Genomic DNA, 13,429 nt, shown 5'->3' with positions numbered 1-13,429 from the left:
GCTGACCTCGCCCCTCACCGGCTGGACCCGAGCCCACTGGGAGGCCATCGCCGACCGCCTCCTCGACGCCCTGACGCCCTACGCCTCCCCGGGCCTGGCCCAGTACCGGCTGCCCGGCCCGCCCAGCCACTCCGGTCCCTGGTCGGACGGTCTCGAAGGGTTCGCCCGCTCCTTCCTGCTGGCCGCGTTCCGCATCGCCGGGTCCGGCGGGCGGGGCGTGCCCGGCCTGATCGAGCGGTACGCGGCCGGGCTCACGGCCGGCACCGACCCGCGCGGCCCCGACCGCTGGCCGCCCATCACCGACCGGTCCCAGCCCATGGTCGAGGCCGCGTCCCTCGCGATCGCCCTGCACGAGACCCGCCCCTGGATCTGGGACCGGCTCGACGACCGGGTACGGCAGCGGATCGCCGACTGGCTGGGCGGCTTCGTCGGAGCCGTGGTCAACGACTCCAACTGGCGGCTGTTCCAGGTCATCACCGAGGAGTTCCTCGCCTCCGTCGGCGCCCCGCACAGCCGCAGCGAGATCGACGCCGGCCTCGCACGCCTGGAGGACTGGTACCGGGGCGGCGGCTGGTACACCGACGGCGACGGCCGCAAGTTCGACTACTACAACGCCTGGGCGCTGCACCTGTATCCGGTCCTGTGGGCCCGGATCGCGGGGCCGCGCGCCGACCCCCGGCTGGTGGCGGAACACCGGGCGCGCCTGCGCTCGTTCCTCCGCGACCACCAGCACTTCTTCGGTGCCGACGGCGCGCCCGTCCACCAGGGCCGTTCGCTCACCTACCGGTTCGCGACGGCGGCCCCGCTGTGGGCGGGCGTCCTCGCCGACGCCACCCCGCTGCCGCCCGGTCGCACCCGCCGTCTCGCCTCCGGGGCGCTGAAGCACTTCGCCGAGCGCGGCGTGCCCGACGAGCACGGGCTGCTCACGCTCGGCTGGTACGGGCCCTTCCTCCCCGTCACCCAGCGGTACTCGGGCCCGGCCTCCCCGTACTGGGCGAGCAAGGCCTTCCTCGGCCTGCTCCTGCCCGCCGACCACCCCGTGTGGACGGCACCCGAGGAACCCGGCCCGGTGGAGACGGCCGACGTGCGCCTCGCGTTACCGGCGCCGGGCTGGCTCCTGCACTCCACGGCGGCCGACGGGATCGTCCGGCTCGTCAACCACGGCAGCGACCGCCTGCCGCCCCCACCGGCGACAGCCGACGACAGCCCGCACTACGCCCGCTTCGCCTACTCCAGCGYCACGGCCCCCGAGACACCACCGGCACCCCGGGCGGGCCCCGACAACCACATCGCGCTGCTCGCCCCCGACGGCACTCCCACCCCCCGCGGTCGCATCCACCCCCTCGGCGTCGAAGGCCCCCGGGCCGCCTCCTGGCACCGCGCCCTGCTCCCGGGCGACAGCGAAGGCCACCGCATCGAGACGGTCAGCGTGGTGCACGGCCCCTGGGAGGTCCGGGTGCACCGCGTCGACGCGCCCCCCGGCACGCCCGTGCGCGAGGGCGGCTGGGCCGTCGCCGACGACTCCGCGCCACCAGCCGCCCGGACCGGCCCCGGGTGGGCACTGGTCCGGCGCACGGACGGCCTGACCAGCACGCTCGTCGGCCTGCACGGTTGGAGCGAGGACGAGGGGGCGGTCGTAGCGGCCGTGGGCAGCAACGCGTACGGGCACCACTCGGCGACGCCGTTCCTGACACTGCCGTCCCACCCCGGTGGTACGCGCCTGATGGTGACGCTGGTCGTGCTCAGTGCCGACCCGGAGGTGCACGCCCTGGTCGAAGGGGCCCGGGTGTGGGCCGAGGCGGACGGGAGTGTGGAGATCCGTTTCCCCGACGGCATACGGGAGTCGGTGTCCTGAGAAACGCCGTGGGGGCGTGGCTCAGCCGAGCCACGCCCCCACGGCGTCCTGCGCGTCAGGCGTCCACGCGCCTGCGCGTCACCGCCTTCCTCAGCAGGGGCCAGGCCAGCAGCAGCACGATCACCGCGTACACCGTCACCGCGAACGGCGTGTTGAACAGCCCCGTCACGCTGCCGTCGCTGATCTGGAGCGCACGCCGCAGCTGCTGTTCGGCGTTCGGGCCGAGGATCACCCCGATGACGGCGGGCAGCACCGGCAGCCCATAGCGGCGCATGCCGAAGCCGATCAGTCCGATGATCAGCAGGATCACCAGGTCGATCACCTCACCGCCGACCGCGTACGCGCCGACGGCCGCGAAGAACATGATCCCGGCGTAGAGGTACGGGCGCGGAATGCGCAGCAGCTTCGCCCACAGCGGCGCCAGCGGCAGGTTGAGCGCGAGCAGCAGCACCATGCCGACGAAGAGCGAGGCGATCAGGCCCCAGACCAGGTCGGGTTCGCGCTCGAAGAGCAGCGGGCCGGGCTGGATGCCGTACTGCTGGAAGGCGGCCAGCATGACGGCCGCGACCGCCGTGGTCGGCAGGCCCAGGGTCAGCATCGACACCAGGGTGCCAGCCGCCGAGGCCGACGCCGCCGACTCCGGACCGGCCACGCCCTCGATGGCGCCCTTGCCCCACTCGTCCTTGTGCTTCGACAGGCGCTTCTCCGTCACGTACGACAGGAACGTCGGGATCTCCGCGCCGCCCGCCGGGATCGCGCCGAACGGGAAACCGATGAACGGCCCCCGCAGCCACGACTTCCAGGTCCGGTTCACATCCCCGCGCCCCAGCCACGGACGCCCCACCGGGATCGGCTCCGGCGGGCTGCGCCGCAGGTGCGCCGCCACCCACAGGGCCTCGCCGATCGCGAACAGACCGACCGCGACGATCACCACGTCGATGCCGTCGGCCAGCTGGAGCGAGCCGAAGGTCAGGCGCTGCTGACCGGTCATCTGGTCCAGGCCCACCAGGCCCAGCGTGAGGCCGATGAGCAAGGAGGCGAGGCCCCGGATGCGGGACGAGCCCAGCACCGACGTCACCGCGATGAACGCCAGCACCATGATGGCGAAGTAGTCCGGCGCGCCGATGTCCACCGCCAGCTTGGCGACCGTCGGCGCGAGCGCCACCAGCAGGATCGTGCCGATCAGGCCGCCCGCGAAGTGCCCGACGGCGGCCGCCGCCAGGGCCTGCGCGCCACGCCCGGACTTGGCCATGGGGTTGCCCTCCATGGCCGCCACCACCGCCGCGCTCTCGCCGGGCGTGTTGAGCAGGATGGAGGTGGTCGAGCCGCCGAACATCGCGCCGTAGTAGATACCGGCGAACATGATGAACGCGCCGGTCGGCTCCAGCCCGTACGTCACCGGCAGCAGCAGCGCGACCGCCATCGCCGGGCCGATGCCGGGCAGCACGCCGATCGCCGTGCCGAGCAGCACGCCGATGACGGCCCAGAGCAGGTTGACCGGGGTGAGGGCCGTACCGAAGCCGTCCAGAAGGGAGTTGAAGGCGTCCATGTCACAGCACTCCCATCAGCGGACCGCCGGGCAGGGGCACGCCGAGCAGGTTGTTGAAGACGACGTAGGTGACGAGGGACAGCCCGGCCGCGATGAGCGGATCGCGGTCGATCCTGCGGCTGCCGAGCGCGAACGCCGCACCCCAGAACAGCAGCGCGCCCGCGACGGGAAAGCCGAGCGGCTCGATCAGGACGGCCGAGCCGAGGAACACCCCGGCGAGCAGCAGCACCGTGCGCCAGTCGGCGGGTTCCGACAGGTCGACGTCCTCGCCGGTCTCGGCCTGGCCCCGGCCGCCGCGCAGCACGTCCACGGCGAGCAGTGCGGCTATCACCAGCAGGCCGGCGCCGACCACGACCGGCACGGTCTTCGGGCCGATCGGGCCGCGTTGGGCGATGTCGACGTCCATGGTGAGCGCGTCCGTCAGGACGAGCACGCCGAGCGCCAGGAGCAGTGCGCACACGCCGAGCTCGGAGTGCTCCCGCAGCCACGAGCGCTGCTCGCCGGGCTCCGCGGGGGGAATGTCGGTGGTCTGCGTCGTCACAGTCCCAGCTCCTTCAGCACGGAAACCACGCGCTTGTCCTCGGCGTCGAGGAACGCGCCGAACTCCTCGCCCGTGAGGAAGGCGTCGTCCCAGCCGTTCTGCTCAAGGGACTTCCGCCACTCGTCCGAGTCGTGCAGCTCCTCGACCAGCCGCACGAGCTTGTCCCGCTCGCCGTCGGTCAGGCCGGGCGGGGCGACGATGCCGCGCCAGTTGGTGAAGTTCACGTCGTACCCGGCCTCCTTCAGCGTGGGCGCGTCCAGCCCCTCGACGCGCTCGGGGCCGGTGACCGCGAGGAGGCGCAGCTCGCCCGCCTTGATCTGGTCCAGGTACTCGCCGACGCCGGACACTCCGAAGGCGACCTTGTTGCCGAGGATCGACGCGAGCAGCTCGCCGCCGCCGTCGAACGGGATGTAGTTGACCTGCTTCGGGGGGATCCCGGCGGCCCGCGCCATCAGCATCGGCGCGAGGTGGTCGGGCCCACCGGGCGACGAGCCGCCGCCCACCGGGAGCTTGCCCGGGTTCTCCTTCCACGCGCGGATGAGATCGTCGATCGTCTTGTACGGGGAGTCCTTGGCGACCACGACGACGTCCTGCTCCTCGGTGAGCCGGGCGATCGGCGTGGTGTCGCCGAGCGTCTTCGGCGCGTCGTTGGAGCGGACGGCGCCCACGACCCCGAGGCCCATGGACATGGCGAGCTTGCCGTTGCCGTGCTCGCTGACCAGCCGGCTCAGGCCGACCGTGCCGCCGGCGCCGGGCAGGTTGAACACCTCGATGTTGTGGGTCAGTCCGGCGTCCTCGGCGTTCTTGGCGGCCGTGCGGGCCGTGATGTCGTAGCCTCCGCCGGGCGTGTTGGGGACCATGAAACGCAGGCCCGGGATCTGTGTGCCGGTCTCGGAGCCGCTGCCGGCGGTCAGCAGCGGTGGTCCGACGAGCACGAGCACGGCGGCCCCGAGCAGGGCGAGGGGAGTGCGCAGGCGCACGAGTGCCACCACCTGTCGGTACGTCGTTGCGGGTAGGGAAGGCCCTGTGGGGGAGGGTGACGTGGGCCACATGGTGCCCGGACGCCGACGAGGTGTCTCGCTTGCGGAATCAACGGAGGTTGTGGTCTTTGCGGTCACCGGCGTGACCCCGGTGACGCGAGTTCCCGGGGCCGCCGAGCGCGCGACCTGTGTTCCCGCCCCGTGTTCCGGGGTCTTCGAGCGCGCGACGCCGAGGCGGCCGGCACCGGCCGCCTCGGCGTCGCCCGTGTGCTCAGTCCCCGAACGCGGTCAGGACCCCGTTCTGCCCGGGCGCGAACACGCGGCCGCCCGCGGTCGCGATGCCGGGGTTGACCCAGCCCCGCCAGTCCTCCTCCGCGAGCACGTTCTCCGTCGGGTGCGGCTCGGCCCACAGCCGGTAGGACCAGACGACGGCGCCGGTGCGCTCGTTCAGGACGACCAGCTTGCCGTCGCCGTCCTGGACGTACACGTGGCCGCCCGCGACGAGACGGACGGTGGCCGCCTGGCGGGGGCTGGTGTAGCTCCAGGCGGGCTGGTACGTCGTCGTGCTGAGCGCCTTCACGACGCCCCGGTGGGCCACGTAGACCCGGCCCGGCCCGAACGCGGGCGTGGCGTCGGCGGGGAAGGAGCGCAGGACGGCGCCGGTGTTCTGGTCGTACGCCACGGTCCGCTCGTCGTCGGCGGCCGAGCTGCGCAGCCACAGCGCCCCGGCGCCGCGCGCGATCGGGTTGCCGCCTCGCGCGGTCAGGTCGGGCACGTCGTAGCGGCGCAGTTCCCGGCCGCTGCTCCGGTCCAGGAGCTGGAACGAGTAGTTGTCGAAGCCGAACCACACGCCGAGGTCATCGACGACGACCGGTGAGATGCCCCAGTCGACGAGCGGGGCCCGCCACAGCTCCGCTCCGTCGCTCGCTCGCAGTGCCAGGGCCGTACCGCGGCCGTCCTGGGTGTACAGGACGCCGTCGTACCACGCCGGCGGGAACTCGCAGATGCCGGATCCGATGCTGTGGGACCACCGCTGCCTGCCGGTCGCCGGGTCCCAGGCGGTCACCACGCCCCTGCCGGTCTGGGTGTACAGCAGCCCGCCGCCGTAGGCCAGCGTGGCCTTGGGATCGTTGTCGGCGATCAGGCGCTGGGGCCACAGCCTCTTGCCGGTGGCCGCGTCCAGGCCGACGAGTTCCATGCGCGGGCCGCCGGTCTCGTCCTCTCCCACCGCGTTGACCACCACGAAGACCTTCCCACCGACCGCCACCGGCGCGGAGACGGCCGAGCCCAGGTCGGCCGACCAGAGCTTGGTGAAAGGCGGCGCGGCCGTGGCCTTGGCGACGAAGCTGTCGTGACGGGTGTTGGCGCGGTATCCCAGTGTGGCGTCCGCCGGTTCCGTGGTCGACGTCGCGGGCGCGGGTGCCGCGGTCGCCGCTGCGCCGGGGCTGACGCCGACGGCCAGAACCGCCAGGGCCGTCGCCACCACGCAGCCCGATCTGATCCGGACGCGTCTCGCCGTGCTGCCCATGAAACCCCCCTCGGGTCGGATGGAGTGGCCGGTGCACCGGCCGCCACTCCCATTACCCACAGGGAACAGAACAACTCCCTTGGGGGAAGGCCGACTTCATGCCACGGGCAGGGGTGGACCGGGCACCGGGGGGCGGAGGTTGGATGCACAAAGCGTCAGGAACGGGGTAAACGAAAGTGGCCCGATTCTCTCGCGTGAAAGGCGTTCCTGTTCCATGGCCGATACACAAGACGTCGTCGAGCTCATCCTCCGGGACCACCGGCGCATCGAGGACCTCTTCCGCCGGATGCGGAGCGTCGAAGCCGATCGGTCGGGCGCGCTGCGGGAATTCGCGGACCTGCTGATCGCGCACGCGCTGGCCGAGGAGGCCAAGGTCTACCCGGCGCTCAAGCGGTACAAGAACATCGATGACGAAGAGGTCGAGCACGGCGAGCACGAGCACGACGAGGGCAACAAGGCCCTCCTGGAACTCCTCGAAGTGGAGGAGGTCGGCTCCGACGAGTGGGACGAGAAGCTCGAGGAGCTGGTGCAGGCCGTCACCCACCACGCCGACGAGGAGGAGCGCACCATCCTCAACGGCGCGCGCGAGAACGTGGCGATGGAACGGCGCGAGGAGCTGGGCCGGGCGTTCTGGCAGGAGCGTGAGCGGCAGCTCAAGGCCGGCTGCGGGTCCGTCGGCAACGTGCGCAAGATCGTCGAGTCCTGAGGGCCCCGATCCCGTCCGCTCACGATGCCCGGACCGGGAACGGTCCGGGCACCGGTGTGCACTGGGGCGTGTCCGCGAAGTCCCACCTGCCCTGCGACGCCCGGCACGCACCGAACGCCGCGGGGCCCGCCCTCCGGGCGGACGACGGGACTTCACGGACACGCCCGGACAACACAGCTAGCCGTTCGCGGGTGCGCGGCAGTCGAGGTCCCGTCCCGGCAGGCGCCCCGTGGCCAGGTACGTGTTGACCGTGTCGTCGACGCACGGCACGCCGTGGACGCCGTACACCGCGTGCTGGTCGGCGCCGGTCAGGGTGACCAGGCGCGAGGAGGGCCACATCTCCCGGACCGCCCGGGCGCCGGCGTAGTCGGTGCGCGGGTCCCCGGTGGCGTTGACCAGCAGGGCCGGCAGGTCGTCCCGGATCGCGGTCGGGCGCTCGCGCGGCCGGTCCCAGAACGCGCACGGGCCGATGTTCTGCGTGACGGGCGCGAACAGCGGGTCCTCGGCCCGGGTGCGCTGCACGTCGCGCCAGTACACCTCCGGATCGCGCGGAGCGGGGCCGTCGCCGCACAGGATCGCCGTCTGCACGCTGCCGTAGGGGGAGTCGGTGTCCGTGAGCACGAATTCGAGCACCCCGGCGAGCCAGGGGGACGGCGTGACCCGCTGCCCCCGCGACGCCCGCAGCATGTCCCGGACGCCCTGGGCGAAGTCCCCGTAGGCGGCGTCGTTGTGCTGCGACAGGCCGTTGAAGGCGACGATCGGCAGCACGTGCTCGTCCAGCCGGTGGTCGCCGAGCCGCAGCGGCGTGCGGGCCGCGGCCTTCCGGACGCGCTCCACGGTCGCCAGCACCTCGCCCCGTGTGCGGCCCAGTCCGTAGGCCGACTCGCGGGCGGCGGCCCAGGAGGCCCAGCCCTCCAGCGCGCGGTGGTTGGCCCGCTCGACGCCTCGGAGCAGCCGGGGCCCGTACCGGTCCGGGTCGATCACACCGTCCAGGACGACCCGGTCGGTCCGGCCGGGGAACATCGTGGCGTACACCTCGCCGAGGTAACTGCCGTAGGAGTAGCCCAGGTAGGAGATCCGCCGCTCACCGAGCGCGGCCCGGACGACGTCCATGTCGCGGGCGGTGTTGCGGGTGGTGGCGTGGGGCAGCACATCGCCCGCGTGGGTGCGGCAGCGCCGGGCGAGGTCCTTCGAGAACGCGGCCACGCGGTCGAAGCCGGCCCGGTCCTCACCCGCCCCGCGCCAGGCCGAGCCGGTCGGCCAGTGGCAGTCCAGTGGTGTGCTGCGGCCGACGAAACGGGGATCCACACCGACCACGTCGTACCGGGCGGCGACGTCCTTCATCGCCTTGCGCACCCAGGGCGGGTCGCCGAGGGACGTTCCGCCGGGGCCGCCGCCGTTGAGCAGCAGCGGGCCGACGCGGTGCGCGGTGTCGGTGGCGCGGATGCGGGATATCGCGAGGGTGATCGTGCGGCCGCCGGGGTCCGAGTAGTCCAGCGGCACGGTCACGTCGGCGCAGCGGGCACCCTCCTGCTCCAGTTCCTTGCCGGTCGTGTCGTCCGGTCCGAGCACGCAGCTCTTCCAGGTGAGGTGCTGGCCGTGGTAGCGGGCGAGGGGGTCGGGGCCGGGACTCGCCCCGGCCGTGGCGGGCAGCGCCGTCAAGGCGAGACCGGCGGCGGTCAGGGCGAGGGTGGCTCGCCTCGCGGTTCCCGGGAAGCGGGATAACACGGATGGATGTCCTTTCTGTCGCCGATGCCCCTCGCGACGGGCGGGGCCATGCCGGAGAGGGGGTGCGGTGCGACAGAACGCTAGGGACGGGCCGCCGTCCGATCACTCCGGCTGGCAGCCGCTTCGAGGTGGGGCGAGCCCCAGCACAGAGGCGGGGGGCCGCCGTTTCCATGGCCACCGCAACAACCGCAATCTCGGCCCCGAGCTGGGAGAATGCCCGGGCGGACCCTGTGCAGGTCGATGCAGGGGGGTTGTCCAGACATTCGCTCACGCCTAGGGTCGGCTTCCGAGTGCAAGCGCTTTCCAAAGTGCTGCCAGAAGTGCTTTCCCAGCGTGTGTCCGCCGGCCGTCCGAGGAGYGCCGCATGTCCTTGTCCCCCACCCGCCGCCGCGTGGCCGTCGTCGGCACCGGAGCCATCGTCAGCGGCAGTCATCTGCCCGCGCTGCGGGCCCATTCCGACCGGGTGGAGCTGGTCGCCGCCGTCGACGTCGACCAGGAGCGGCTCGACGCCTTCCGCGAGCTGGCCGGCGGCCAGGTCGCCGGGTACAGCTCGGTGGACGCGATGCTGGACGCCGAACGCCCCGATCTGGTCCTCATCGGGACGCCGCCCTCCCTGCACCGCGACCAGACGGTGGCCGCGCTCAAGGCGGGTGCCTGGGTGCTGTGCGAGAAGCCGCTCACCCTGTCGCTCGCCGAGTACGACGAGATCGCCGCCGCCGAGGAGGCCTCCGGGGCGTACGCGGCGGTCGTCTTCCAGCACCGCTACGGCTCCGGCGCGGTGCACGCCCGCGAGCTGATCACGAGCGGCGAGCTGGGCGCCCCGCTGGTGGCGCACTGCCAGACGACCTGGCACCGGGACGCCGCGTACTACGCCGTGCCGTGGCGCGGCAAGTGGGCCAGCGAGGGCGGTGGGCCGACCATGGGCCACGGCATCCACCAGTACGACCTGATGCTGCACCTGCTCGGCGAGTGGGAGGAGATCCGGGCCATGGCCGCCCGGCTCGTGCACGACACCGAGAGCGAGGACGTCTCCACCGCACTGGTGCGTTTCAGGAGCGGCGCCCTCGCCACCGTCGTCAACAGCGTGCTCTCCCCGAACGAGGTCAGCCGTATCCGCATCGACTGCGCGGACGCCACCGTCGAGCTCACCCACCTGTACGGCCACACCAACGACAGCTGGGTCTACACCCCGGCCCCGCACGTCGGCTCCGAGCGGACCACCGCCTGGCGCACCCCCGCCAACGACGTGCCCAGCTCGCACACCGCCCAGCTGGGCGCACTCCTCGACGCCTACGACAACGGCACCCGGCCACCGGGCAGCGGCCAGGACGCCCGCGCCACCCTGGAGTTCGCCGCCGCCCTGTACAAGGCGGCGTTCACCGGCCGGTCCGTGCACGCGGGCGAGATCGGACCCGGCGACCCCTTCTACGAGGCCATGCACGGCGAGTACCCCGACTGGGCCCCCAAGGAGCGCGCATGAGCATCCGAGTCACCCACACCCACGGCGAGGACATCGCCGTCACGGCGGCCAACGGCACGGAGATCCTCCGCTACGTCTACCGGCCCGACCCGGATCCCTTCGAGTCCCGCAAGCCGTACGCCCACCCGGTGCGCACCCTGTCCGGACGCACGGTCACCGGCTACCGCCCGAACGACCACCGCTGGCACAAGGGCCTCCAGATGACCGCGAGTCATCTGTCCGGCCAGAACTTCTGGGGCGGCAACTGCTACGTCCACGGCCAGGGCTATCTGCGCCTGCCCGAGCGCGTCGGCTCCATGCGGCACGACGGCTTCCCGGAGTTCACGGTCGAGGACGACCGCCTCGCCTTCACCGAGGAGCTCACCTGGGTGGAGAACGGCGGTGAGGAGTGGGCGCGCGAGGTGCGGGGGCTGACCGTCCACTCGGTGGACGAGGAGGCCGGCGCCTGGGCCCTGGACTGGTCGATTCACCTCACCAACACCCGCTCCGAGCCCCTGGCCTTCGGTTCCCCGACCACCGCGGGCCGGGAGATGGCCGGCTACACCGGACTCCAGTGGCGCGGCCCGCGCGACTTCACCGGCGGCACGGTCTTCGCCCCGGACACCGACGCCGACGCGGGCAAGCTGATGGGCACCCAGGGCCCCTGGCTCGCCTTCACCACCGAGCACGACGACGTCGACGGCCACTCCACCCTCGTCTTCGCGCACGCGCCCGAGAACCTCGACGAGACGTCCGCGATCCACGAGTCGCACTGGTTCGTCCGCTCCGAACCCTTCCCGACGGTCGCCTTCTCCTGGGCGTTCTTCGATGAGTTCGACCTCCCGCCGGGCGAGTCCTTCGCCTTCCGGTACCGGCTCGTCGTCGCCGACGGCGCCTGGGACCGCGACCGGGTCGGCACGCACCTGGAGGGCCTGCCGTGGTGAACGACGCCAAGCCCGCCCTGCCGCACCCGCTGCCCGGCGCGATCGGCCTGTCCCATCTGAGCGCCTACGACTGGGAGGCCGCCGACGGCGTCTGCGGCGGCAGCCCGCATCTGCACCTGGTCTGTACCGAGGCGTACGTCGTCACCGGCGGCCGGGGCGCGGTGCAGACGCTGAGCCCCGACGGCTACCGGGACATTCCCCTCGAAGCCGGCTCGATCGCCTGGTTCACGCCGGGCACCGTGCACCGCATGGTCCAGGGCGGCGATCTGCGCATCACCGTGCTGATGCAGAACAGCGGCCTGCCGGAGGCCGGGGACGCCGTGTTCACCTTCCCGCCCGAGGTGCTCGCCGACCCCGACCACTACGCCGCCGCGGCGACCCTGCCGCCCGGCACGGGACCGGAGACGGCGGCGGCCGCCCAGCGCCGCCGGGACCTCGCCGTGGAGGGTTACCTCGCCCTGCGCGAGGCGCTCGTCGCCGGCGACAACGGCCCGTATCTGGAGTTCCAGCGGGCCGCCGCCCGGATCGTGCGCGACAAGGTGCCCACCTGGCGCGCCCTGTGGCGGGCGGGCGCCCTGGCCACGGCCGAACGCACCGGCGCCCAGCTCGACGCGCTGGCCGACGGCGAGCCCGCCTACCTTGGCGAGGCCACCGCCCACGAGGCCGCGCCCACCCGGCTCGGGGGCTTCGGCATGTGCGGCCGGCGGGACGAGTACAACCTGCCCGGGACGACGCTGCCGTACCAGGGGGAGTAGCCGCACCAACGAGGGGGGACCTCAACCGAACTCCGAGGAGAGGAGAGGTGGCCTCGGCATGCCCGGACACAGGACAAAGGGGTTCTGCGCGTCGGCCGCCGCACTGGCACTGTGTGCCGTGCTGGCGGGCTGCGGAGGATCCGGGGAATCGGCCGGCGGCGGCAAGGTCGTGCTGCGCTACACGTGGTGGGGCAACCCCGACCGCGCGGAACGCACCGAGCAGGCCGTCGCACTGTTCGAGAAACAGCACCCGGACGTCGACGTGACGACGTCGTTCTCCGGCTACGACGCCTACAAGCAGAAGCTCGCCACCCAGGCCGCCGGCGGTGACGCGCCGGACGTGATGCAGCTGGACTACCGCCAGATCGACCAGTACGCCTCCGGCGGCGTCCTGCTCGACCTGGCGAAGCAGAAGGCCGTACTGCGCACCTCCGAGATCGACCAGGGCCTGCTCGCCACCGGCCGTGTCGACGACGTGCAGTACGCGATCCCGCAGGGCCGCGGCACCGAGACCGTCGTCTACGACACCAAGGCCTGGAAGAAATCGGGAGTGCCCCTCCCCGGCAAGAGCTGGACCTGGAGCCAGTGGGCTGACACCATGCGCGCTCTGGCCAAGAAGACCGGCAGGCCCGGGGCGACCGACCCCGGCCAGAGCGAGGACGCCTTCGAGGTCTGGCTGCGCGGGCAGGGCAAGGCCCTCTACACCGAGGGCGGCGGCCTCGGCTTCACCGCCGACGACCTCACCCGCTGGTGGACCTTCACCGACAAACTGCGCCGCGAGGGCGCCGTCTCACCCGCCGAGCAGACCACCCAGCTCGACGGCTCGGTCGAGAACACCCCGCTCGGGCGCGGCAAGGCGGTGTCCGACGCCAACTGGGACGCCCCCGCGAGCGGTTACCTCGCCCTCGTCCCGAGCGGAGTCACCCTCGCCCCGATGCCGTCCGGCGAGGACGGCACACCCGGCCAGTACTTCAAGCCGTCCATGTTCCTCGGCGTCTCCGCCAACACCGGCCATCCCAAGGAGGCGGCGCAGCTCGTCGACTTCCTCGTCAACGACCGGCAGGCCGCGAAGATCCTCGGCGCCAGCCGGGGCATCCCCGTCAACGAGACCATCCGCGACGAACTCGGCCCGCAGCTCAAGGACTTCGACAAGACCATCGCCGACTTCCAGGCCTCCCTGGAGGGCAAGCTCAAGGACCCGCCCCAGGCACCGCCGGCGGGCGACAACGCCCTCCAGTCCACCTTCCAGCGCGACTACGACCAGGTGTCCTACGCGCGCATGTCGCCCCGCGAGGCGGCCGAGAACTACATCACCGAGGCGAAGGCGGAGCTGAGGTCATGACCACCACCGCGATCCCCGCGGAGGCGAAGCGCGCCCCCGCCC

The 13,429-nt window shown here is 72.6% G+C and carries 11 protein-coding genes; 6 read left to right on the top strand and 5 right to left on the bottom strand.

The features are described from left to right. The first annotated feature begins 1 nt into the window (after position 1). Positions 2-1,855, top strand: coding sequence for a DUF2264 domain-containing protein (locus CA983_RS30585; RefSeq protein WP_086604060.1), 1,854 nt, complete (start codon positions 2-4; stop codon positions 1,853-1,855). A 55-nt stretch (positions 1,856-1,910) separates the two neighbouring features. Here the strand turns inward: CA983_RS30585 and CA983_RS30580 are convergent, their stop codons facing one another. From CA983_RS30580 to CA983_RS30565, 4 genes are all read right to left on the bottom strand, one after another. Further along, a complete protein-coding gene (locus tag CA983_RS30580) occupies positions 1,911-3,404 on the bottom strand; it encodes a tripartite tricarboxylate transporter permease (protein ID WP_086604059.1) in 1,494 nt (497 codons plus the stop codon). Position 3,405: 1 nt separating this feature from the next. After that, on the bottom strand, positions 3,406-3,945 hold the full coding sequence (locus tag CA983_RS30575; RefSeq protein ID WP_086604058.1) for a tripartite tricarboxylate transporter TctB family protein: 540 nt from the start codon (positions 3,943-3,945) through the stop codon (positions 3,406-3,408). Further along, the gene (locus CA983_RS30570; protein ID WP_167407502.1) at positions 3,942-4,925 is read right to left on the bottom strand and encodes a Bug family tripartite tricarboxylate transporter substrate binding protein; all 984 of its coding nucleotides are present in this window, start codon (positions 4,923-4,925) and stop codon (positions 3,942-3,944) included. Before CA983_RS30570 ends, CA983_RS30575 begins: the two co-directional genes overlap by 4 nt. A gap of 271 nt (positions 4,926-5,196) precedes the next feature. Further along, entirely contained in the window at positions 5,197-6,453 is a 1,257-nt protein-coding gene (locus tag CA983_RS30565; RefSeq protein ID WP_086604056.1) for an outer membrane protein assembly factor BamB family protein, read from the bottom strand. A gap of 214 nt (positions 6,454-6,667) precedes the next feature. Between CA983_RS30565 and CA983_RS30560 the strand changes: the two genes are divergently transcribed. Further along, a complete protein-coding gene (locus CA983_RS30560) occupies positions 6,668-7,159 on the top strand; it encodes a hemerythrin domain-containing protein (protein WP_086604055.1) in 492 nt (163 codons plus the stop codon). Between the two features lie 177 nt (positions 7,160-7,336). On the opposite strand, the gene CA983_RS30555 is transcribed toward CA983_RS30560, so the two are convergent. After that, positions 7,337-8,887, bottom strand: coding sequence for an alpha/beta hydrolase (locus tag CA983_RS30555; RefSeq protein ID WP_086604054.1), 1,551 nt, complete (start codon positions 8,885-8,887; stop codon positions 7,337-7,339). Between the two features lie 364 nt (positions 8,888-9,251). Here CA983_RS30555 and CA983_RS30550 point away from each other — a divergent pair, with 364 nt between their 5' ends. The 4 genes from CA983_RS30550 to CA983_RS30535 are packed head-to-tail and all read left to right on the top strand — an operon-like array spanning position 9,252 to position 13,387. Continuing rightward, positions 9,252-10,367, top strand: a complete 1,116-nt coding sequence (locus CA983_RS30550; RefSeq protein WP_086604053.1) for a Gfo/Idh/MocA family protein — start codon at positions 9,252-9,254, stop codon at positions 10,365-10,367. Continuing rightward, complete coding sequence (locus tag CA983_RS30545; protein ID WP_086604052.1) at positions 10,364-11,290, top strand: DUF6807 domain-containing protein; 927 nt, start codon at positions 10,364-10,366, stop codon at positions 11,288-11,290. The genes CA983_RS30550 and CA983_RS30545 overlap by 4 nt, the downstream gene beginning before the upstream one ends. Then, the gene (locus CA983_RS30540) at positions 11,284-12,045 is read left to right on the top strand and encodes a cupin domain-containing protein (RefSeq protein WP_086604051.1); all 762 of its coding nucleotides are present in this window, start codon (positions 11,284-11,286) and stop codon (positions 12,043-12,045) included. Before CA983_RS30545 ends, CA983_RS30540 begins: the two co-directional genes overlap by 7 nt. A gap of 58 nt (positions 12,046-12,103) precedes the next feature. After that, positions 12,104-13,387 (top strand): ABC transporter substrate-binding protein, encoded by a 1,284-nt coding sequence (locus CA983_RS30535; protein WP_086604050.1) that lies wholly within the window; start codon positions 12,104-12,106, stop codon positions 13,385-13,387. The last annotated feature ends 42 nt before the right edge of the window (positions 13,388-13,429 follow it).

The organism is Streptomyces swartbergensis, assembly GCF_002148965.1.
Taxonomy (GTDB): domain Bacteria; phylum Actinomycetota; class Actinomycetes; order Streptomycetales; family Streptomycetaceae; genus Streptomyces; species Streptomyces swartbergensis.
Note: the sequence above shows the minus strand (reverse complement) of the source record. Positions and strands in the feature narration are given on the sequence as shown.

Excerpts from the sequence above, each read along its gene's own strand:
- CA983_RS30580 (WP_086604059.1), bottom strand. The coding sequence starts at position 3,404 with ATGGACGCCTTCAACTCCCTTCTGGACGGCTTCGGTACGGCCCTCACC.
- CA983_RS30565 (WP_086604056.1), bottom strand. The coding sequence starts at position 6,453 with ATGGGCAGCACGGCGAGACGCGTCCGGATCAGATCGGGCTGCGTGGTG.
- CA983_RS30560 (WP_086604055.1), top strand. The coding sequence starts at position 6,668 with ATGGCCGATACACAAGACGTCGTCGAGCTCATCCTCCGGGACCACCGG.
- CA983_RS30550 (WP_086604053.1), top strand. The coding sequence starts at position 9,252 with ATGTCCTTGTCCCCCACCCGCCGCCGCGTGGCCGTCGTCGGCACCGGA.
- CA983_RS30545 (WP_086604052.1), top strand. The coding sequence starts at position 10,364 with ATGAGCATCCGAGTCACCCACACCCACGGCGAGGACATCGCCGTCACG.
- CA983_RS30535 (WP_086604050.1), top strand. The coding sequence starts at position 12,104 with ATGCCCGGACACAGGACAAAGGGGTTCTGCGCGTCGGCCGCCGCACTG.